Origin of the sequence: Spirilliplanes yamanashiensis, assembly GCF_016863475.1 — a bacterium.
Lineage (GTDB): Bacteria > Actinomycetota > Actinomycetes > Mycobacteriales > Micromonosporaceae > Spirilliplanes > Spirilliplanes yamanashiensis.
On record NZ_BOOY01000046.1, the window covers coordinates 1 to 21,183 of the forward strand.

The window sequence follows — 21,183 nt, forward strand, 5'->3', positions numbered from 1 at the left end:
CCACCATGATCGCCGGGAGGGAGTGAGCCGGCCATGCCCGCCGCGCTGCTGGTCGTCGTCGTCCTGCTCGTGGTGCTGATCGCCGCCGGGCCCGCGATCGAGCGGCTGATCGACCGCCGGTGGCCGCCGCCGGACGGCGATCACCGGGGGCCGTTCGCCCCTGGGCCGCACCGCACCGGGACGATCGAATGGAGGGGCAACCAACGCGAGAAGGAGGTGGCTCATGACGACACTGGTCCGGACCCCGTTCGACCTCATGGGCCTGTCCTGGCTGCCGACGCTGGGCGCCGGCATCAGGATCGAGGAGCGACTGGACGGTGACCGTTACGTGGTGCGCGCCGAACTGCCCGGCGTGGACCCGGCCAAGGACGTCCAGCTGACCGTCGAGCACGGCGAGCTGCACCTGCGGGTGGAGCGCAAGGAGACGCACGCCGAGAAGGGGCGCTCCGAGTTCCACTACGGCTCGTTCTACCGCACGGTCCCGCTGCCGGCCGGAGTCAAGGCGGACACTCTCACCGCCCTGTACACCGACGGCATCCTCGAGATCAGCGCGCTCGTCGGCGAACCCGCGCCGACGGCGAAGGCGATCCCGATCACCATCGGGACGGCTGGATCCAGCTGATGTCCCGGACGGAGCCCGGCCCGGTGGGCCGGGCTCCGTCCGCTGCCGGGGCGCCGGTTCGCCCGCCGGATGCCGAGGTCCCACAACGGGACCATCGGCCCTGATGAATCGGCCGGTGACGCGGTCCACTGGAGGTGTGGCACGACGCGGGAGGTGTGCCATGACCGACATCGAGCGCGAACGCATCGAGCAGGAAGCCCGCCGCCGGGCCGGCGCCGGCGGGCCGCCGACCCGGTACGGGGAGGTGGTGAACCGCTACCTCGGTGTGGCCGGCTACACCGCCACGGCGCCGCACCGGATCACGCCGGCCGCGCACCCCACCGGCTCCGCCCCGCCGGCCGTCCCGCCGACCGTCCCGCCGTCCGCCAGAACGGTGGTCGTCGGGGTGGACGACTCCCCGGCCAGCTTCGTCGCCGTCGACCACGCGGCGATCGAGGCCGAGCTGCGAGGCTGGGACCTGCGCCTGCTGCACGTCCAGCACGGCGGCGGGTCCGCCCGCCGCGACCGGGGAGCCGCGCTGCTGACCGAGTTCACCGACCGGGTCCACGCGCGATCCCGGACCGTCGCGGTGGCCGGCCGGCTCGTCGTCGGCGCGCCCGCGACCACCCTGCTCGCCGAAGCGCACGGCGCCGGGCTCGTCGTCGTCGGCTCCCGGCACGGCGCGGTCGGCGCGGCGTTCGGCCGCACGGTGGGGGCCCGGATCGCCGCGGACCACGACGGCCCCGTCCTCGTGGTCCGCGTGCCGGGCTGGCCGCCCGGGCCCGAGTTCGCGTCCCGGCCGGTGGTCGTCGGCGTCGACGACTCACCCGACTCGACGCCCGCCGTCGAGTTCGCCCTCGCCGAGGCCCGGGCCCGCGAGTGCGACGTCGTGATGCTGCACGCCACCGGCGAGGCCCCGGCAGCCGACGAGCCGGCCGGCCGCCTGGCCGACGCGGACGGCGTCCGGGTCCACCACCGCCGGGTGCCCGGCACCGCCGTCGCGGCGCTGGTGGCCGCCTCCGACAGGGCGGCGGCGGTCGTCCTCGGCCGCCGCGGCCGGGGCAGCCGGGCCGGCGCGGCCCCGCTCGGCTCGGTCAGCCGGGCCCTGGTCCAGCGCGCGCACTGCCCGGTGTTCCTGGTGGGCTGACGCGAGTGGCCCGACGGGCCGGTGGCGACCCGCCCGGTCCGCCGGTCCCGGCCGTTTCGGGGCAAAGGACCCTACGGCCGGGCGGCCGCCGGGGCGACAGTCGTGGCATGTCCACGATCGTCTTCCCCGACCGGGCGGCCAGCGCCCGGCACGCCCGCGCCGAACAGTGCCTGGGGCGTGCCGCGGCCGCCGCCGCCAAGGCGCCCCTGGTGGGCGGCGCGCGCCCGTGGCGGTGGCACCTGGCCGGCGACACGGCGGCCCTGTACCTGGTCCCCGGCGGTCCGGCCGCCGGGCCCGACGCCCACGTCCGCGACGTGGTCGACTGCGGATCCGCCCTGCACCACGCCCTGACGGCGCTCGCCGGCGAGGGCGCCCGCGCGGTGGTGTGCCCGTTCCCGCACCCCGGCAGGCCGGACCTGCTCGCCACGGTCCGCGTCTCGGACCTCGGCACCGCGACGCCGGCGGCGGTTCGCGCCTACCAGGCGGTCTCGCTGCGGACCCGCACCGCGGCGCTGCCGGGCCGGGCCACGATGCCGGCGACCGTCCGGTCCACACTGGAGGAGGCCGCAGCGGTCCAGGGCGCCCGCCTCCGGGTGCTCGGCGCCCGGCCGGACGGCAGGCGCTCGCGTGACGCGCTGATCGAGGCGCCGGACGACACCGCCGGCGGCTGGCTGAGCGCCGGGCGCGCGCTGTCGGCGGTCGCGCTGGCCGCGGCGATGGACCGGCTGGTCGTGACCGTCGCGGCGCACCTGACGACCGGCGCCGGGGCGCACCCGGCCGTCGCGGTCCGGGTGTCCGTGCCGGGGCCCGCCGGCGGCTGACCCGCGGCGGCGCAGCCGCCCGACGGGACTTCCGGCCCGCACCTTCGGGACCCTGGACACCACCGGCGCCCGGTGCCGGGACGCGACGATCACGGTGTGACCGGACGGCAGCGCCGGCACCGACGATCGGAGCGTTCCGCCATGACCACCGCCACCGCGACCACCCCCCTGCCCGCCGAGCCGGGCGTGGCCATCGAGACCCTGGTCGGCAACGGGCTCAAGGCACTGGACGACTACGCCGGCTTCACCCAGGAGCGCATCGACGAGATCGTGGCGAAGGCGTCCGTGGCGGCACTCGGCCGGCACGGCGACCTGGCGCGCTCGGCGGTCGCCGAGACCGGCCGGGGCGTGTTCGAGGACAAGGCCGTCAAGAACATCTTCGCGTGCGAGCACGTCACCAACCACATGGCGGGCCTCAAGACGGTCGGGGTGATCGCCCGCGACGAGATCAACGGCATCGTCGAGATCGCCGAGCCGGTCGGTGTCGTCTGCGCCGTCACGCCGGTGACCAACCCGACGTCGACGACCATCTTCAAGGCGCTGCTGGGACTGAAGACCGCAATCCGATGATCTTCGCCTTCCACCCGTCGGCCCAGCGGTGCAGCGCCGAGGCGGCCCGGGTGGTCCGCGACGCCGCCGTCGCCGCGGGCGCCCCCGAGCACTGCATCCAGTGGATCGAGCAGCCGTCGGTCGAGGCCACCGGCGCGCTGATGAACCACCCCGGGGTGTCGACCATCCTGGCCACCGGCGGCAACGGCATGGTGCGGGCCGCGTACTCGGCGGGCAAGCCCGCCCTCGGCGTGGGCGCCGGCAACGTGCCCGCGTACGTGCACCGCGACGCGAACCTGCGCCGCGCCGTGCACGACATCGTGCTGTCGAAGTCGTTCGACAACGGCATGATCTGCGCCTCCGAGCAGGCGGCCATCATCGACGCCGCCGTGTACGACGCCGCCCTCGCCGAGTTCCGCCGGCTGCACGCCCACGTCGCCACCCCCGGCGAGAAGCGCCTGCTCGAGGAGCTGATCTTCGGCGCCGCCGCCGGCGGGTCGGACTGCGCCGGGGCGCGGCTGAACCCGGCCGTCGTCGGGCGCAGCGCCGCGTGGATCGCCGAGCAGGCCGGCTTCACGGTCCCGGCGGACACGTCGGTGATCCTGGCCGAGGTCGACCACGTCGGCCCGGCGGAGCCCCTGACCCGGGAGAAGCTCTGCCCCGTCCTGGCGGTGCTGAGCGCCGGGTCCACCGACGAGGGCATCCGCCACGCCGAGCGGATGGTCGAGCTCAACGGCCTGGGGCACAGCGCGGTCGTGCACACCGAGGACGAGCGGCTGGCCGAGGAGTACGGCCGGCGGCTCAAGGCGGTGCGCATCATCTGGAACGCGCCGGCGTCGCAGGGCGGCATCGGCGACATGTACAACGCGTTCCTGCCGTCGCTGACCCTGGGCTGCGGCAGCTACGGCCGCAACTCGGTGTCGAACAACGTCACCGCGGTCGACCTGATCAACGTCAAGCGGATCGGCCGGCGCACCAACAACCTGCAGTGGTTCAAGGTCCCGCCGAAGATCTACTTCGAGCCGAACGCGATCCGCTACCTGGCCGACATGCCCGACGTGCACCGGGTCACCGTGGTCACCGACCACACGATGACCCGGCTCGGGTACGTCGACCGGCTGATCACCGTGCTGCAGCGGCGGCCGGAGCGGGTGGCGCTGCAGATCATCGACGACGTCGAGCCCGAACCGAGCGTCGGCACGGTCGACCGCGGCGCGGACCTGATGCGCTCGTTCCGGCCCGACACGATCGTCGCGCTCGGCGGCGGCTCGGCGATGGACGCCGCCAAGGTGATGTGGCTGCGCTACGAGCACCCCGAGGTGGTGTTCGCCGACATGCGCGAGAAGTTCTTCGACATCCGCAAGCGGGCGTTCAAGTTCCCGACCCTGGGGGAGCGGGCGCAGCTGGTCTGCATCCCGACCACGTCCGGCACGGGCGCCGAGGTGACCCCGTTCGCCGTCATCACCGACACCGTCACCGGCAAGAAGTACCCGCTCGCCGACTACGCCCTGACGCCGAGCGTGGCCGTCGTCGACCCGGTGCTCGCCGCCGACCTGCCGCCCGTCATCACCGCCGACAGCGGCTTCGACGCGCTCACCCACGCCACCGAGTCGTACGTGTCCGTCTACGCCAACGACTTCACCGACGGCCCGGCGCTGCAGGCCGTGAAGCTCATCTTCGGCCACCTGGAGCGGGCCGTGCGCCACGGCGCCGCCGACCCGGAGGCCCGCGAGAAGATGCACAACGCCGGCACCATCGCCGGCATGGCGTTCGGCAGCGCGTTCCTCGGCATCGTGCACGCGATGTCGCACACGCTGGGCGCGACGTTCCACATCGCGCACGGCCGGACCAACGCGATCCTGCTGCCGCACGTCATCCGGTACAACGGCTCGACCCCGGCCAAGCTCACCGGCTGGCCCAAGTACGAGAACTACCGCGCCCCGGAACGCTTCCAGGACATCGCCCGCATGCTCGGCCTGCCGGCGGCCACCCCGCAGGAGGGCGTCGAGTCGTACGCCGCCGCGGTGGAACGCCTGCGCGACGCCGCCGGCATCGAACCGTCGTTCCGGGCCGCCGGCGTCGACGAGGACGCCTTCCTGGCGGCCCTGCCCCAGCAGGCCGTCAACGCCTACGAGGACCAGTGCGCCCCGGCCAACCCCCGCATGCCGATGCTCGACGACATGCAGGATTTGATGCGCGCCGCCTACTACGGCAGCCGGCGGGCAGCCGATCAGCGACACACCGCGGACGACCCCGCGCCGCCGCACCACACCGGCCGGTGAGCCGGACCCGGTACGGGTCCAAGGGCCCTGGCCGGCCGCGGCCCGCGGCGCGAGGCTGGGGGGCGCCGGCGGTGCGCGGACGTGCGCGCCGCGGCGGAGGCCACAGGAGGCGGACGACATGACACAGCAGACTGCGCTGGCCGACGTGGTGCGCGAGGCGATCGGGGACGCACGGGCGGATCGCGCGTTCGGCACCCCGGTGGTGCGGGACGGCGTGGTGGTCCTGCCCGTCGCGCGGGTCGGCGGCGGAGGCGGTGGCGGCAGCGGCACCGGGATCACGGCGCCCGCCGGCGCGGAGGCCCGGGGGCGCGGGGCCTCCGGTGACGGGTCCGGAGGCGGCTCGGGCAGCGGCTCCGGCGGCGGCATGGGGATGTCCGCGACGCCCCTCGGCGTCTTCGTCCTCAAGGACGGCACGGTGCGCTGGCGTCCGGCGGTGGACGTCAACCGGATCATCGCCGGCGGCCAGCTCGTGGCCGTCGTGGCGCTGCTGGTCGTCCGGGCCCTGGGCACCGCCCGCTCCACGCAGCGCGTTCACCGGGGCCGGTGGACCGTCACCCGGCGCCGCCGGGCGGGCTTCCTGGCCCGGGGCACGGCACGGTGACGGCGGTCAGCGCGTCCAGCTCGGCGCGCAGGGCGCGTGCCAGGACCGGCACGTCGGGGAAGGCGTCCGGATCGGTCAGCGCGGTGACCGTCAGCGTGCCGGCGTACGACAGCGCCTCGAACCGCACCGTGAGGTTGCCGGCCTGGCTGACCGCGAGCGGGATGACGGCGCGGATCGGTGCGCCGGCGAAACGCAGCGGCACGTCGGGGCCGTGGACGTAGCTGACGACCGTGTGGATCCGGCGCTGGCGCGTCATGTACCAGCGGTAACCACCCAGGCCGGCGGCGATGCGGAACGCCGCGCCGAGCAGGGCGATCGGCGGCGGACCGGTCGCGAGGCCGCGGCGTGCGCGCACGGCCGCCGCGACCCCGGCGACCTGCTCGGCGGGCCGGGCCGCCGTGGGCACCGCCAGCACCAGCGGGCTGACCTTGTTGCCCAGCCCGCTGCTGACGGTCTCGCGGCGGGCCGCCACGGGCACCGCGACCATCACCCGGCCGACCGCCTCCGCGCGGTGCCGCAGCACCGTGTGCAAGGCCCGGGCGACCACCGTCACGAGGGCGGCGTTGACGGTGCCGCCGAGCCGGTGCGCCGCCGCCCGCACGGCGGCGACGTCGGCGTGCACCACGGTCATCCGCTGGCGTGGTCCCGTCGGGCGCAGCAGGGAGCACGGCGCCGCCCGCTCGGGACGCAGACCGCCCCCGGCCGCCATCGACGCCCGCAGCTGCCGCCACGTCGTCCGCGCCCGCCGCACGGCGTGCCGGCGCGCCGCCCAGGCGTCCGCCGCGAGCTGCCGGGCGCCGGGCCGCGGGCGGGGGACCCGGGCGGCCGGGGCGACGGCGGGCCCGGCGGGATCCGCGAGGTCACGCAGGACGGCCAGCCCGCCGATCCCGTCGGCCACCGCGTGGTGCAGGACCACGACGAGTGCCACCCGGCCCCCGGCGAGGCCGGTCACGAGGGCGGCCCGCCACAGTGGCCGGTCCCGGGGCAGGCGGTCCACGACCAGCCGGACGGCGGTGTCGACCAGCGCCTGCTCGTCGCCCGGCGACGGGCAGGCCAGGCGGCTCAGGTGGCGCCGTGGATCGAAGCGGTCGTCGTCGGCCCAGACCGCCCGGCCGCATCCGGGCGGCGGCCGGAACAGCCGCTGACCCAGCCGCGGCACCGCGGCCAGCCGCTCGGCGAGGAGCCGCTCCGCGCGGGCCGGGTCGAACTCGCCGCCCGGGTCCAGCAGGACGGCCGCCCCGAACTGCTCCGGCACCGGCCCGGCGTCCATCGCCAGGAACGCGAGATCGGCGTCGCTGGCGCGGTCGACCGGGATGGTGCCCACCTCCGCATCGTCCGTCCGGCCGGGCGGTGCCGACAGGGCCGGACGGCCCGTCGGGAACGCCGGTAGGAGGGCCCCGCGCGGCGGGGCCGTTCGGCTCTGCCGCCCCGGGCGCGCGCTGAGCAGGCTGAGGGGAGAGGAGGGGGGTGTCGGCGGCCGCCGAGGTGCTGCTCGCCGGTGGCTCGACGCCGACGGCGCCGCCCCGTCACCGACCATCCCGCGGGGGCAACGGGAGGACGCGTCGCCACAGGAGGCCGTCATGTCCACCACCACACAGCTCCGCCGGCGACCGAATGTCGCCTCCCGGCGGGCCGGCTACACCGTCGCCGCCGGCGTCAACGTCGTGCTGCTGTACCTGCTCAACGGCGCACCGGGATGGGAGGCGGTGCCGTTCCTCACCGGCGACACCACCCGGGTGCTGCTGCTCGTCAACCTGTCCATGGCCGCCGCGGTGGCCACCAACATGGCCCGCGTCCTCTACGACCCGCGCTGGTTCGTGGCGCTCGGCGACATCGTCAGCACCGGCATCGGCGTGGCGGCGCTGGTGCGGATCTGGCAGGTGTTCCCGTTCGACTTCTCGGCCTACGCGGTCGGCTGGGCGCTCGTGACGCGGGTGGTCCTCGGCTTCGCGCTGGCGGGCAGCATCATCGGCATCGTGGCCCAGGTCGCCATCCTGCTGAGTGCCGCCGCGGGCGGGAACCGGGGCGACGGGAGGGTCCGCTGACATGGACCGGACCACCGCCCTGGCGCTGCTGCCCGTCGCGCTGCTGCTCGTCGGGCTGGCGGCCTACGCCCTGGTCCGGCTGGCCCGGGCCGAGCGCGCGCCGTACCTGCCGAAGTGGGTGTGGGCGCCGCTCATCGTCCTGTCGATGCCGTGGGGGGCCGTGGCGTACCTGCTGCTCGCCCGCGGCTCCACCGGTCCGGTCACCGCGGGCGGCGCCGTGCCGCCGACGACGCCGCCCGCGCCACCCGTCCTGTCGCCCGGTCCGCAGTCCGGGACCGACGCGCCGATGGTCGCCACCCACGGGCTGACCCGGGACTACGGGGCGGGCGCCGGCCTGTTCGGCGTCGACCTGCGGGTGCCCCGCGGGGTCGTCTACGGGCTGGTGGGCCCGAACGGCGCCGGCAAGAGCACCCTGCTGTCCATCCTGACCGGTACCCGCCGGGCCGACAGCGGCACGGTGGAGCTGGGGGTGCCGCGCACGGCGGTCGCGGTCTGCCCGGACGTGCCGGAGTTCGAGCCGTGGCTGACCGCCTACGAGGTCGTGGACCTCGCCCGGCACTACGTCGCGCCGCGGCTCGGCCCCGGGGCGGTGTGGGACGCGCTGCGGCTCACCGGCCTGGGCGACGCCGCCGGCCGGCGCGTCGGCGGCTTCTCCCGCGGCATGACGCAGCGGCTGGGGCTCGCCGCCGCCCTCGTCGGCGACCCGGAACTGCTGCTGCTGGACGAGCCGACGTCCGCGCTCGACCCGGCCGGCCGGGCGGAGATGCTGGACCTGGTGGCCGCCATGCGCGGCCGGCGCACCGTCGTGTTCTCCAGCCACATCCTCGCCGACGTGCAGCGCGTCGCCGACCACGTCGGGGTGCTGCGCGCGGGCGTGCTGCTCTACCAGGGCAGCACCCGCACCCTCGTCGACGAGCACCTGGCGCCCCGGTGGCTGATCCGGCTGTCCGGGGCCGCCGAGGACGTCGCCGGGAAGCTGCGCGCCCAGCCGTGGGTGCGGCGCGTCGAGCTGCGGGACGCGGGCGAGATCCGCGTGGACGCCGACACGATGCGGCACGGCGAGCGCGGCATCCCCGAGGTGCTGGCCTCCTGCGGCGCCGGCCTGGTGGCGTGCGAACCCCTCGCCGCCGACCTGGAGACCGCGTTCCTCGCCCTGACGAACGGACAGGAGCCGTCATGACCGCCACCCGCGAGATGAACCCCTGGCGCCTGGAGTGGCTGCGGCTGACCCGCTCGCCGCGCGGCGCCGTGGTCATCCTGGTCTACGTCTTCTTCGGCCTCGCCGGACCCCTGATGGCGAAGTACATGGCGCAGATCGCCGCCTACGCCTCGTCCGAGGTCACCATCGTCGCCCCGGTGCCCGAGCCGGAACACGGCCTGGTGAACTTCGTCAGCCAGGGGAGCCAGACGGGCATGATCGTGCTGCTGGTGGTCGCCGCGGGCGTGCTGTCGTTCGACGCTCGGCGCGGGCTGGCGACGTTCTACCGCACCCGTGTGACCGGGCCGTTCGCGCTGATCTGGCCCCGCTTCGTGGCCACGGCCGCCCTCGCCGTCACCGCTTACGTCCTCGGCACGGCGGCCGCCTGGTTCGAGACGTCCCTGCTGCTGGGCGGGCTGCCCGCCGGCCCGGTGCTGTGGGGCGTCGCGCTGGAGACGGTGTTCCTGCTGTTCGCCGTCGCCGTGGTCGCCACGGCCGCCACCGTCGGCCGCAGCACACTGTCCACCGCGGGCGTCTCCGTCGTCGTCCTGCTCGTCGTTCTCCCGGTGGCGGGCCTCGTGCACGGCGTGGGGGACTGGTTGCCCACCCGGTTGCTCACCGCCCCGGCGGCCCTCGTCACCGGGGCCACGACCGCGGATCACCTCGGCCCGGTGGCGGTCGCGCTGGCCGCGACGGTGGCACTGCTGGCCCTGGCCGTCCGCCGCGCCCGGGCCCGCGAGCTCTGACCGCCGGGTCCCGCCGGGTCAGCCGGTGATGGTGCGGGTGTCGCCGCCCTCGGTGACGGTCAGCCGGAAGGCGGCGTCGGCCGGGCGGGTCCACAGGTCCGCCCGGGCGCCGGCCGCGTGCCAGGCCATGCGCAGCTCTCCCGGCGGCGCGTCCGCCAGGGTGAAGGCGCCGCCGAAGGCCGGATGGGCGTTGCGCAGCCGGATGAGCCGGGTCAGCGCCCGGACGACCGGCCGGTTCAGCGCCTGCGTCACGTCGGCCTCCGGGTAGGCGCGTCGGTTGATCTCCCGTGCGTCGCCGTCCGGGGCGGCGAGCGGGACGTTGTGCCCGGCGAGCAGGCCCACGTAGTAGATCTGCGGGATGCCGGGGACGAACAGCTGGAGCAGCCGGGCCAGCGTGTAGCGCCGGTCGTCGCCGCCGACGGCGTCGTACGCGGTGCAGCTGATCTGGTAGTGGCCGTCCACCCGCCCCGGAACCGTGCCGGTGCGGCTCGTGCCGCCGCTGTTGGCCGAGACGGTGGACACCAGCGCGTCGAGCTGGGCGCCGGACAGCAGGCCGGTGTCGGCGGGCTCGGCGCCGGGTCCCGCGTCGACCAGGGCGATGCCGTCGTGGGTGTCGAGCACCGTGACGCAGCCGGCCGGCCGCCGCAGCAGCCAGGCGCGCAGGGGCCCGCAGTCGCCGGTGAACACGGCGTGCAGCACGAGCGGGGCGAGCACGAAGTCGTAGACCAGGTCCACCCGGCGGGCCATGTCCGTGGCGTGGCGGCGGTGCGCGTGCACCTCGGCCAGGACCTCCAGGCCCAGCCGGTGGGCCTCGGCGGTGAGATCCCGGACGAAGTCGACGGTCTCCGGCGTCAGGAAGCACGACGTGCCGGCCGTCTTCACCGCGTAGCCGACCGCGTCGAGGCGGACCGTCGTGACGCCGTTGCCGGCCAGCCGGCGCAGCACCTCGCTCAGGTACCGCCGGGCGGCCGGGTGCCGGACGTCCAGGTCGACCTGGTGGCTGGTGAAGGTCGTCCACACCAGACGGCGGCGGCCGCCGAGCAGGACCGGCGTGAACGGCAGGCCGGGCCGCGGCCGCACGACGCGCGCCAGGTCGTCCTCGGTCGCCCCCGCGGGGAACACCCGTCCGTAGGTCAGGAACATGCCCGCGTACGGCGACCGTCCGCCGCGCTCGACGACGTCGCGGAACTCGGCGGAACGGTCGGAGACGTGGTTGACCACCAGGTCGGCCACGACGTCCAGCGACCGGCCCAGCCGCCGGACGTCCGCCCAGTCGCCGAGGCGGGGGTCCACCGTGCGGTGGTCGACCGGGTCGAACCCGGCGTCCGCGCCGTCGTAGGGCAGGTAGAACGGCAGCACGTGCACGCCGCCGAACAGCCCGGCGAGCGGACCCTCCAGCAGCCGGGTGAGCGCCGGCAGCGATCCGCCCAGCCGGTCGGCGTACGCGATCAGTTGAACCTGATTTCGCACGCGTTCACCGTAACCGGCCGCCTCCCGCGGCGGTACGCTGACGGGGGGAGGCGCTCGTGTCCCGGACGTTGCTGCTGGAGGGCCCGCGCCGGCTGCGGCTCGCGGATCAGCCGTCCCGGCCGCTGCGGCCCGGTGAGGTGCGGCTGCGCTCCCGGATGAGCGGGGTCAGCCACGGCACCGAGCTGAACCTCTACCGCGGCACGTCGGCCTTCGCCGACCGGGTGTTCGACCGGGGCCTGCGCGCGTTCGTGGCGCCGGCCGCCGGCAGCGCCTCCTCCTATCCGGTCACGCTCGGCTACGAGATGGTCAGCGAGGTCGTCGAGGTCGGCGCGGAGGTCACCGCCGTCCGGGTGGGCGACCTCGTCCACACCGGAACACCGCACCAGGAGGAGACGGTGCTGGACGTCGCCGCGTCGCTGCGGGCCACCTACCCGCTGGTGGTGCTGCCGACCGGCGAGCGCCTGGAGCGGGCCCTGTTCGTCAGCCTGGCGGCGGTCGCGTTGCAGGCCGTGCACGACGCGGAGATCAAGCTCGGCGACTCCGTCAGCGTGCACGGGCTCGGCGTCATCGGGCTGCTGACCGTCCAGATGTGCCGGCTGGACGGCATCCAGACCGTCGTCGGCGTCGACCCGGACCCGCACCGCCGCGAGCTCGCGCTGCGCCTCGGGGCCGGTCACGTGCTCGACCCCGCCGGCGAGGGCCCGCTGAGCGTGCGGATCCGCGACCTGAACGAGGGGCGCGGCATGGACGTGGCGATCGAGGTGTCCGGCACCGACAGCGGCCTGCAGGGCGCCCTGGCGGCGGCCGGGCTGGGGGCCACCGTCGTGGCGGCCGGCTTCTACCAGGGCGGTGCCGCGCATCTCCGGCTCGGCGAGGAGTTCCACCACAACCGGCTCTCGCTGATCGCCTCCGTGGGCGCCTGGGGTGCGCCGGACCGGCACGCGCCCCTGTGGGACCGGCGCCGCGTCCTGCAGACCGCGACCCGGCTGCTCTACACCGACCGGGTGTCGGTCGAGGGGATGCTCGAGCGGCGGTTCCCGTTCGGCGACGCCCCGGCCGCCTACCGCTGGCTGGACGAGCACCCGCAGGCGGCGGTGAAGGTGGCGCTCGACTACGGGGCCGGCGGGCCCGGCTGACGCCGCAGGTGCAGCACGACGCTGGCCTGGTCGCCGGCCGGTAGCCAGAGGTCGAGTCCGGCGTGCAGGAGGACCGCCCCGTCGTGGTCGGCCCCGCTGTCGACGTCGCGGTACCGGGCCCCGGGGTCCAGCCCGCGCAGGCGGACGATCGGCACGTCGACCTCGCCGGGACGGTTGACCGCCCGCCACGCCAGCACGACCGTCTCGTCCGCGCCGGCGGTGACGTACTGCACCACGGTCGTGCGGTCCACCGCGGCCTCGGTGAGCCGGTAGAGGTCCCCGTCCTGGACGATGTGCCGGATGCGCCGGTACGCGGCGATCAGCTCCGCCGACTCGCGCCGCTGCTCCTCCGGCCAGGCCCGCAGGTCACCGCTGACGCCCAGCGCGCCCGCCATGGCGACGTGGAACCGGAAGCGCAGCGACGCCACGCGCCCGGTCACCCGGCTCGGGCTGTCGCCGGCCCAGGCGCCCATGGTGCGGCAGGGATAGACCTGGCCGTAGCCGTCCTGGATGGCGATGCGGTCGACGGGGTCCGTGTTGTCCGAGGGCCACGCCTGGTCGGCGCGCCGCAGCATGCCGAGGTCGACGCGGCCGCCGCCGCTGGCGCAGGTCTCGACGCGCAACCGCGGGTGGTCGGCGCGGAGCCGGTCGATGATCGCGTACACGGCGCGCGTGTGGTCGGCGAAGAGCCGCTGCGCGTCGTCGGCCCCCGGCCAGCCGGGCTCCGTGAAGGGCCGGTTGGAGTCCCACTTCAGGTAGTCGATCGCGTTCTCGGTGAGCAGCCGGTCGAGCCACGCGTGCGCCCACCGGGCCACGTCGGGCCGGGCGAAGTTGAGGACCAGCTGGTGCCGGATCTCGGTGCGCCGGCGGTGCGGCATGTGCAGCACCCAGTCGGGATGCCGCCGGTAGAGGTCGCTGTCCGGGTTGACCATCTCGGGTTCCACCCACAGCCCGAACAGCATGCCCAGCCGGTGCACCTCGGCGATGAGCGGGCGGAGCCCGCGCGGGAACCGGTCCGGGGCGGGCCACCAGTCACCGAGCCCGGCCCGGTCGCCGGTCCGGGCGCCGAACCAGCCGTCGTCCAGCACGTACAGCTCGACACCCAGCCGGGCGGCGAGGCCGGCCATCTGACGCTGACCCGCCTCGTCGACCGCGAAGCCCGACGCCTCCCACGAGTTGTAGAGCACCGGCCGCGGTTCGTGGGGCGCCGGCAGCACGTGCCGGTTCGCGTACGCGTGCCACTGCCGGCTGGTGGCCCCGAACCCGCCGGTGGTGCAGAGGCCCGCGAACACCGGCGTCCGGAAGGTCTCGCCGGGCCGCAGGTGCCAGGCGGGGCCGTCGTGGCCGAGGCCACCGGTCACCGCCACCTGCCCGGCCAGCGTCCGGCGCGCGGTGATGCGCCAGCTGCCGCTCCACGCCAGGACGACCGACCACACGTCGCCGTGCTCCTCCGTCGCGTCGCCGCGGTCCACCATCAACCACGGGTTCGTCTCGTGGCGGGTGATCCCGCGCCGGCTGGTCAGCGTGACCTCGCCGGTGGCCAGCGTCATCCGCTGCAGCTGGAACTCGGCCTTCACCTCGCCGCCGACGTAGCTGAGCCGGTGCCGGGGGTGGGCCGGCACCGTCCAGCTCGCCGCGTCGACCCCGTACACACTGATCGGTTCCCCGCCGCCGGTGTGCCGCAGCACGGTCCACCGCTCCACCACGTCGCTGTCGGCGTGCACGCGGTAGTGCAGCTCGATGTCGAGCGGGTAGTGACGGTCGGCCAGGGAGACGCACAGGTGGCCGCCGTCGATCCGGTGCCCGGCGAGTGCCCACTCGACCGCGCGAGTGCCGTCGGCGAAGGCGACCTGGAGCGACGGGGGACCGAACCGTTCACCGCCCTCGCCGGGCAGCTCCTCGCCGAGGACGTCGTCGTGGTCGCGCCGCGGCAGCGGCAGCGCGGCGACCTGGGCGAGGGTGAGCGCGGGCCCCCACCACACGTGCCAGACGCCGTCGGCCGCGAACCGCAGGCCGTAGGCGGTGGCGCGCCCGTGCAGGACCCAGGTGCCGGTGCCGGCGTCGTGTCCGACCGTGCCCGGTCGCCGGCCGCTCACGGCCGGGGCCGGTCCGTCCCGGCGAAGCCGACCCGCACCGACGTCGCCTTGGTGACCGCGCCGTCCGCCGCCGACCGCTCGAAGGCGATGACCCAGCCGAGGCCGGCGCCCGGCGGGGCGAAGCTCACGGTCCCGGTGAACGGCCGCATGACGTCTCCGCCCCCGGTGACCTGCCCGGCGCCCAGCTGACGCACGCCGGTGCCGGTCGCCTGCACCACCCGCACCGACACGGTGCCCTCGAAGGCGAGCGCCGCACCGGCCACCACGACCGGCGACGTGACGACGGCGAGGTCGGTGGGGCTCACGGCACTGCGCGGCGTGTCGACCCGGATGGTGCCGGTCACCGTCTCCAGCACGGTGAACGACGTCCGGCCCTTCCCGAGCACCACCGTGGTGACCGGCCCGCCGGGCCGCGGCGACCGGTCGCCGGCCGCCCGGGGCCGGAAGTCGACGGTGGCGACGGCGTCGCTGCGCCACCGCGCCGCCCGGTACCCGGGATCCGTCATGCCGACCACCCGGACCAGGAAGTCGCGCGCCACCCGCTGCGCCTGGGCCAGGGTCGGCGTCGTCCCGGCCGGCGGTTCCATCTGCAGCCACTCGTAGAACAGCCGGACGTCACCGTTGAAGGAGTACACCGTCGCCCGGACCGTGCTGAACTGCCGCAGGGTGTGGTCCAGCTCCGCCAGCAGGGCGGCGCTGCCCGCGCTGGCGCTCGCGTTGGGGATGATGCGCCGGAAGTCGCGGAAGTCGGCCCGGGCGACCCCGCCGCTCACCCGCACACTGCGCAGCATGCCCGCCGTGGCGGCGGAGAAGTGCGACCAGTGGCCCCGCTGTCGTTCGGCCGCGGTCGGGCCGGAGAGCAACTCCCGCAGGGCGGCCGTGGCGATCCGGGCCGTCCGCGGAACGGTCCGCCGGACCGGCACCACGACGGCCGGATCGGCATCCTGCCCGCGGTGGAAGAAGATCGTGACGGTCATCGTCGCCGGCCCCGGCGACGGCGGCACGCTCGGCATCACGGTGGGCGGCACGGCCGGTTCCACGGTGGGCGGCCCGGCCGGCGGGGCCGTCGGGGCGCCGCCACCACGGTCGCGCACCACGAACCAGATGCCGCTCACGACGAGCGCGATGGCCACGAACACGCCGGCCACGGCGACGAACCGCCGGCGCGTCGACACTCGATTCATCGTTGCCTCCTCCGGTGTTGGAGAGGCGGGGTCCGGTGCATGCCGTGCACCGGCGCGGTGCACTCACCTCAGGAGCCGGGTGCGACGCCTCCCTGCCGCCGACGCTACGGCGGCCGGGGCTTCCGCCGGCAGCGTCCGAAGACCCGTACCGCCGGGCCGAACGCCACGACTGCGGCCCGGCGCCGGTCAACCGGCGGGCGGCGGCGCGAACGGGATCACGTCCGGCCCGCACACGGTCCCGGCCGGCGGCGGGCGGGTGGTCAGCAGGTACCGGCTGGTGTGCCGGTCGACGCAGGCGGACCGGGCCATCCGGGACGTGTGCCCCCAGCCGTGGTTGGTGAGCAACCGCGCGTTGGGCAGCAGCCGGGACACGATCACCGCGTTCTGATAGCGGGTCTGCCCGTCGAAGCGGGTGCCGACGACCAGGACCGGGTGGGCGGTCGCCGCGGACCAGGGGCCGGTGTAACGGTCGCGGTCGCGTCCCGGCCACTGCGCGCAGATGCTGGAGTACCAGGTGACCGGCCGGCCGACGTAGGGGTGGCGACGGTCGGCGGCGCGGGCCGTCCGCGCCCAGGCTCCGGCGTGGCGGGGGTTGTCGGTGTCCGTGCACAGCACGGCGGGGCCGCCCTCGACCACGTTCGGGTAGCCGGCCCCGCCGGCCGGCCCGGCGCGCAGGGCGTCCAGCGCCCGCCGGGCGGCCGCCGGCCCCGCCGGTGCGGAGGCGGAGTCGAGCGCGTCGAGGAGCTGGGCGAGCAGCGGCCAGAACTCGGGGAACGACATGGCGGCCGCGGTGTTGTACACGAGCTCGTTGTAGGTGTACGCCGACCCGTCGGGCAGCCGGACCGGGGCGGCCCGCAGCCGGGCGGCGAGCCGGGCGAACCGCCGCCGGGGATCGCCCGCGGAGAACGCGCACGTGGCCCCGCCCAGGTCGCACAACCGGAAGAACTCCTGCAGCGTCTCGTGGACGCCCTGGTCCTGGCGCTGGCGCAGCTGGAACGGCACCGTCCGGCCCTCGCCGGCGCGGCCCGTCGCATAGCCGACCGGGTCGATGATCCCGTCGATCACGATCGCCCGTACCCGGCCCGGGAACAGGTTGGCGTAGGTCTGGCCGAGGTACGAGCCGTAGGAGTAGCCGGCGAAGGTCAGCTGCCGGTCCCCGACGGCGCGCCGGAGCAGCTCCAGGTCGCGGGCCACGTTCGCGGTGGCCATGTGGTGCATGATCGGCCCGCCGCGTTTCGCGCACGCGTCGGCCAGCGCGCGGTCGTGGCGCACCCAGGCCCGTTCCTCTGCCCGGGTCACCGGCGTGGGGATCGGCGCGCGGCTCGCGAGCGCCTGGTCGAGGGTGTCGAAGCAGCGCAGCGGCGAGCTGGCGAGAACGCCGCGCGGATCGAAGCTCACGAGGTCGAACCGGGCGCGCACCTCGGCCGAGTACAGGGCCGGTCCGGCGGCCCGCAGGAACTCGACGCCGGACTCGCCCGGCCCGCCGGGATTGATGAACAGCGAGCCGATGCGCCGGGCCGGGTCGGTCGCGGGCAGCCGGACGACGGCGAGCCGGATCGTGGGCCCGGCCGGGCGGTCGTGGTCGAGCGGCACCCGCGCGGTCGCGCACTCGAAGCCGTCCTGGCAGTCCACCCAGGCCAGCGCGGGTGCGGCGGGCGGCGCCGTGCCGCGCGCCGGGGCGGGCGGCGCCGCTGCCGTCGCCGCCGCCACGGCGGTCGCCGTGACGATCGTGGCGAGTCTCCGGATCATCGCTGGCCACCGTCCGTCCAGGGGGGACCGCACGGACGCGCGGTCGGGTCCACGATGGGCCGCATCGGTCGCGGTCGACAGGGCCGAAGGTCCCGGACCCCGGCGGTCCGGGAGTCGGGACGTCTGTCGCGGCGGCGCGGTCGCCCGGCCCTGGGCGGCGGCCCGGCCGGCGCGAATGCTGAGGGTGAGGAGGTGTGTCATGACAACGCAGACACCAGTCGGTCCGATCGGACCGGCGCCGGAGGTTCGCATTCTGCGTCGCAGCCGCACGGATCGGGTGATCGGCGGTGTCTGCGGCGGCCTGGGCCGGTACCTCGGTGTCGACCCGGTGCTGCTGCGGATCGCCGCGGTGGCCCTCGCGCTGTCGGGCGGCGTCGGCGTGCTCGCGTACATCGTCGCGTGGATCGCGATTCCCGAAGCCGTCCCCGGTGACGAGCCGGTGGGGGCGCCGATGGCCCCGGCGGCCCGGTCCGGCTCGGCGTCGCTGGTCGTCGGGGCGGCGCTGCTGGTTCTCGGCACCGTCCTGTTCGTCCGGCAGGTCGTGCCGTGGTTCGAGATGGCCGTCGTCTGGCCGATCCTGCTCCTTGTGGTCGGACTCCTGGTCATCGTCTCGACGTTGCGGAGGGGATCCCGATGACCGCCGTCACCGACCGGCCCGCCACGACCGCGGCGCCGGTGCCGAGCACCGCGACCCGCCCCCGCGAGGGTGTTCGCTGGAGCCGGCTGATCGCCGGCGTGCTGATCGTCGCGGTCGGCGCCGGCTGGTTCCTCGACCAGCTCGGCGTCTCGGTACCGTGGCGGCTCGCGCCCGCGGCCGGACTGGTGGTCGTCGGAGCGGCCCTGCTGGTGGCGCGCGAGGGGCGCGGCCTGCTGATCGGCACCGGAGTCGTCCTCGCCGCCGCGGCCCTGCTCGCCCCGCTGCCCACCGGCCACTTCGCCGGCCCGGTCGGCACCCGGGCCGTCGTGCCGGCCGCCGCCGACTGGCCGGTCGAGGCCACGATCAGCGCCGGCGAGCTGACTGTCGATCTCACCCGCAACCCGTTGCCGGCGGGTGGCCGGGTCACGGTCCGGGTCGGGGTCGGCGACCTGCGCATCGTCGTGCCCGCCGCCGGCGTCCGGGTCGACGCCCGGACCGGGCTGGGCGACATCAGGGTCGACGGCCGCACCGCCGACCAGGGGTACGCCCCGGTGTGGACGGAAGGACCGGACGACGCCGACGCCGTCCGGTTGGACGCCGACGTCGCGGTCGGCTCCATCGATCTGCGCCACGGGTGACCGGTCCCGGCGGCCGGGCCGCCGTCCCGTCCCTCGATCCCCTCGCCGGCCGGTGGGCCGCCGGGGGGATCGCCGCGGCCGGGCCGGTCCGCCGGACGGGCCGCGTCACACCAGCACGCGCTCGGCATCCCGGGGGGTGACCGCGCACCAGCCCAGCTCCCGGTCGATGCGGGCGGCGAGGGCCGCCGACGCCGCGGGTTCGCCGTGCACCACGTAGCAGGTCCGCGGGGCGGCCGGGGCCCCCTTCAGCCAGGCGACGAGTCCGTCGGCGTCGGCGTGCGCGGACATGTCGCCGACCCCGACCACCTCGGCGCGGACGGGCACGTACCCGCCGTACATCTTCAGGGCCCGTGCGCCGTCGCGCAGGGACCGGCCGCGCGTGCCGGCGACCTGGTACCCCGGCAGCAGGATCAGGTTGCGCGGGTCCGGCGCCAGGGCGGCCAGGTGGTGCACCACCCGGCCGCCGGTGGCCATGCCGGAGGCGGACAGCAGGATGCAGGGCGCGGGCGGGTCGTTGAGCCGGGCCGACTCGTGGGCCGTGGACGCCAGCCGCAGGTCGCCGGGGTCGAAGGGGTCGGCCGGCAGAGCGCGGATCCCGGGGCGGATCTCGGGTGCCCCGTCGCGCACGGCCTGGCGGTACACCTGCATCGCCGCCAGCGCCATGGGGCTGTCGACGAAGACGGGGACCACGGGCAGCGCGCCGCCGGACATGAGGTCCCGCAGCGCCATCAGCAGGACCTCGGTGCGGTCGATCGCGAAGGCCGGGATGATCACGACGCCGCCGCGGGCGAGGGCCCGGCGGATGGGGGCGGCGAGCCGCTCCGGGTCGCGCGGCGGGTGCGCGCGATCGCCGTAGGTGGACTCGACGACCATGGCGTCGACGGCGGGCGCCGGGTCCGGGCCGGCGAGCAGCGGGTGGTCGTCGCGCCCCAGGTCACCGCTGAACCCGAGACTGCGGTCGCCGGCCCGGACCCGCACCGTCGCCGAGCCGAGGATGTGGCCGGCGGGCTGCAGGCGCACCGTCAGCCCGGGCGCCACGAGCCGGTCGCGGTGGAAGGGCACGGGCCGGAGCAGGGCGACGGCCCGGTCCGCGTCGGCGGTGTCGAACAGCGGCAGCGGCTCGCGGTGCCGGCTGTAGCCGTGCCCCGCCGCGTGCCGGGCGTCCTCCTCCTGCAGGTGGGCGGCGTCGCGCAGGACGATCGGCGCGACCCTCGCCGTCCAGGGGGAGCAGAACACCGGCCCGGCGAAGCCCTGCCGGACCAGCCGGGGCAGCCAGCCGGTGTGGTCCAGGTGCGCATGGGTGAGCAGCACGGCGTCGATCCGGTCCGGCGGCACCGGGAACGGCGCCCAGTTGCGCCGGCGGAGCGCGCGGTCGCCCTGGAACATCCCGCAGTCGACGAGCAGCCGCGACGGGCCGGCCGTCACGAGGAACCGGCTGCCGGTCACCGTGCCGGCGGCGCCGAGGAACTGCAGCGACACCGGGCGGGACGTCGCGCTCACGGCTCGTCCAGGAAGCGCAGGATCTCCCGGGTGGTGCGCTCGCGGGTCAGCACGCCGGCGTGGCCCGCGCTGCGGTGGAGCAGCAGGCGTGCGCCGGGGATCCGCGCCGCGGTCAGCCGGAACAGCTCCGGCGAGTAGAAGCGGTCCCGGGCGCCGGCGACGACGAGCGTGCGCGCCTCGACGCGGGCGAGGTCGTCCTCGATGTCGAAGGCGTCCTCCGCCTCGATCGTCGCGATCAGGTCGGACGGGTCCGGGTCCGCCGTCGACGGCCCGACGGCCCACATCAGGGCGCCCAGGAACCGGCTTCCGGCCCTGCCGGCGGCGAGCGCGGCGCCGGCGCCGGCCCAGGCCCGGCGGACGTCGCCGGCCTCGAGGCGCCGGGCGAACGACCGCTGGACCGCCCGGCCGTGCGGCGACAGCCGGCAGGCGGAGCAGAGCAGCACCAGCCGGCGCACCAGCCGGGGACGGGTCACGGCGAGCTGCTGGGCGATCGAGCCGCCCGTGGACACACCGAGGACGTCCACCGGTCCGGCGAACCGCGCGGTCAGGGTGGCCGCGCAGTCGTCCGCCAGGGCCGCGATGGTCGTGCCCCGGGCGAGCCCCGTCCGGCGGTGGAGCACGTGCAGGGCATGATGCCGGGCCAGCGGCCGGAACGGGCGCAGGTCGCCGGTGAGCGCCGCGTCCCGGCGGGCGGAGCCGGCCGGTCCGAGGCCCGGCAGGATCACCAGCGGCGGGCCGCTGCCGGGTCGCGCGTCCGGGGTGCCGGGCGACATGGCGCCCACC

The 21,183-nt window shown here is 76.1% G+C and carries 19 protein-coding genes; 12 read left to right on the forward strand and 7 right to left on the reverse strand.

The genetic code is table 11. The annotated features are described in order from the left end of the window. Nucleotides 1–223 precede the first annotated feature (223 nt). From Sya03_RS30350 to Sya03_RS30370, 6 genes are all read left to right on the forward strand, one after another. A complete protein-coding gene (locus tag Sya03_RS30350) occupies nucleotides 224–622 on the forward strand; it encodes an Hsp20/alpha crystallin family protein (protein WP_203941893.1) in 399 nt (132 codons plus the stop codon). 160 nt (nucleotides 623–782) lie between these two features. Then, a complete protein-coding gene (locus Sya03_RS30355; protein WP_203941894.1) occupies nucleotides 783–1,748 on the forward strand; it encodes a universal stress protein in 966 nt (321 codons plus the stop codon). Nucleotides 1,749–1,855: 107 nt separating this feature from the next. Next, complete coding sequence (locus Sya03_RS30360; protein WP_203941895.1) at nucleotides 1,856–2,569, forward strand: nitroreductase family protein; 714 nt, start codon at nucleotides 1,856–1,858, stop codon at nucleotides 2,567–2,569. Between the two features lie 141 nt (nucleotides 2,570–2,710). After that, the gene (locus Sya03_RS31795; RefSeq protein ID WP_239107970.1) at nucleotides 2,711–3,139 is read left to right on the forward strand and encodes a hypothetical protein; all 429 of its coding nucleotides are present in this window, start codon (nucleotides 2,711–2,713) and stop codon (nucleotides 3,137–3,139) included. Beyond that, nucleotides 3,136–5,400 carry a bifunctional acetaldehyde-CoA/alcohol dehydrogenase gene (adhE, locus tag Sya03_RS30365; RefSeq protein WP_239107971.1) on the forward strand — a complete coding sequence of 755 codons (2,265 nt, stop codon included), beginning with the start codon at nucleotides 3,136–3,138 and terminating at the stop codon, nucleotides 5,398–5,400. The genes Sya03_RS31795 and adhE overlap by 4 nt, the downstream gene beginning before the upstream one ends. A 118-nt stretch (nucleotides 5,401–5,518) precedes the next feature. Further along, nucleotides 5,519–6,001, forward strand: coding sequence for a spore germination protein GerW family protein (locus tag Sya03_RS30370; RefSeq protein ID WP_203941896.1), 483 nt, complete (start codon nucleotides 5,519–5,521; stop codon nucleotides 5,999–6,001). On the opposite strand, the gene Sya03_RS30375 is transcribed toward Sya03_RS30370, so the two are convergent. Next, complete coding sequence (locus tag Sya03_RS30375) at nucleotides 5,952–7,325, reverse strand: wax ester/triacylglycerol synthase domain-containing protein (RefSeq protein WP_203941897.1); 1,374 nt, start codon at nucleotides 7,323–7,325, stop codon at nucleotides 5,952–5,954. The genes Sya03_RS30370 and Sya03_RS30375 overlap by 50 nt on opposite strands. A 256-nt stretch (nucleotides 7,326–7,581) precedes the next feature. Here Sya03_RS30375 and Sya03_RS30380 point away from each other — a divergent pair, with 256 nt between their 5' ends. Genes Sya03_RS30380 through Sya03_RS30390 form a run of 3 tightly spaced genes read left to right on the forward strand, consistent with a single transcriptional unit; the run spans nucleotide 7,582 to nucleotide 9,990 of the window. After that, a complete protein-coding gene (locus Sya03_RS30380) occupies nucleotides 7,582–8,046 on the forward strand; it encodes a hypothetical protein (protein ID WP_203941898.1) in 465 nt (154 codons plus the stop codon). Between the two features lies 1 nt (nucleotide 8,047). Next, a complete protein-coding gene (locus tag Sya03_RS30385) occupies nucleotides 8,048–9,226 on the forward strand; it encodes an ABC transporter ATP-binding protein (RefSeq protein ID WP_203941899.1) in 1,179 nt (392 codons plus the stop codon). Then, a complete protein-coding gene (locus Sya03_RS30390) occupies nucleotides 9,223–9,990 on the forward strand; it encodes a hypothetical protein (RefSeq protein WP_203941900.1) in 768 nt (255 codons plus the stop codon). The genes Sya03_RS30385 and Sya03_RS30390 overlap by 4 nt, the downstream gene beginning before the upstream one ends. Nucleotides 9,991–10,008: 18 nt before the next feature. Here Sya03_RS30390 and Sya03_RS30395 read toward each other — a convergent pair whose 3' ends face one another. Then, complete coding sequence (locus Sya03_RS30395) at nucleotides 10,009–11,460, reverse strand: alpha-amylase family glycosyl hydrolase (protein WP_203941901.1); 1,452 nt, start codon at nucleotides 11,458–11,460, stop codon at nucleotides 10,009–10,011. A gap of 56 nt (nucleotides 11,461–11,516) precedes the next feature. Between Sya03_RS30395 and Sya03_RS30400 the strand changes: the two genes are divergently transcribed. Then, complete coding sequence (locus Sya03_RS30400) at nucleotides 11,517–12,596, forward strand: zinc-binding dehydrogenase (RefSeq protein WP_203941902.1); 1,080 nt, start codon at nucleotides 11,517–11,519, stop codon at nucleotides 12,594–12,596. On the opposite strand, the gene Sya03_RS30405 is transcribed toward Sya03_RS30400, so the two are convergent. The 3 genes from Sya03_RS30405 to Sya03_RS30415 form a co-directional block, all read right to left on the reverse strand. Further along, nucleotides 12,572–14,692, reverse strand: coding sequence for an alpha-galactosidase (locus Sya03_RS30405; RefSeq protein WP_239107972.1), 2,121 nt, complete (start codon nucleotides 14,690–14,692; stop codon nucleotides 12,572–12,574). The genes Sya03_RS30400 and Sya03_RS30405 overlap by 25 nt on opposite strands. Then, entirely contained in the window at nucleotides 14,689–15,876 is a 1,188-nt protein-coding gene (locus Sya03_RS30410) for a Gmad2 immunoglobulin-like domain-containing protein (protein WP_203941903.1), read from the reverse strand. Before Sya03_RS30410 ends, Sya03_RS30405 begins: the two co-directional genes overlap by 4 nt. Before the next feature lie 186 nt (nucleotides 15,877–16,062). Then, nucleotides 16,063–17,625 carry an alpha/beta hydrolase gene (locus tag Sya03_RS30415; protein WP_203941904.1) on the reverse strand — a complete coding sequence of 521 codons (1,563 nt, stop codon included), beginning with the start codon at nucleotides 17,623–17,625 and terminating at the stop codon, nucleotides 16,063–16,065. Nucleotides 17,626–17,824: 199 nt separating this feature from the next. Here Sya03_RS30415 and Sya03_RS30420 point away from each other — a divergent pair, with 199 nt between their 5' ends. Together Sya03_RS30420 and Sya03_RS30425 are read left to right on the forward strand one after the other, a co-directional pair. Next, a complete protein-coding gene (locus Sya03_RS30420) occupies nucleotides 17,825–18,262 on the forward strand; it encodes a PspC domain-containing protein (protein ID WP_203941905.1) in 438 nt (145 codons plus the stop codon). Continuing rightward, a complete protein-coding gene (locus Sya03_RS30425) occupies nucleotides 18,259–18,900 on the forward strand; it encodes a LiaF domain-containing protein (protein WP_203941906.1) in 642 nt (213 codons plus the stop codon). The genes Sya03_RS30420 and Sya03_RS30425 overlap by 4 nt, the downstream gene beginning before the upstream one ends. Nucleotides 18,901–19,005: 105 nt before the next feature. Here Sya03_RS30425 and Sya03_RS30430 read toward each other — a convergent pair whose 3' ends face one another. Together Sya03_RS30430 and Sya03_RS30435 are read right to left on the reverse strand one after the other, a co-directional pair. Next, nucleotides 19,006–20,400, reverse strand: a complete 1,395-nt coding sequence (locus tag Sya03_RS30430) for an MBL fold metallo-hydrolase RNA specificity domain-containing protein (RefSeq protein WP_239107973.1) — start codon at nucleotides 20,398–20,400, stop codon at nucleotides 19,006–19,008. Next, nucleotides 20,397–21,173, reverse strand: a complete 777-nt coding sequence (locus Sya03_RS30435; RefSeq protein ID WP_203941907.1) for an alpha/beta fold hydrolase — start codon at nucleotides 21,171–21,173, stop codon at nucleotides 20,397–20,399. The genes Sya03_RS30430 and Sya03_RS30435 overlap by 4 nt, the downstream gene beginning before the upstream one ends. Nucleotides 21,174–21,183 lie beyond the last annotated feature (10 nt).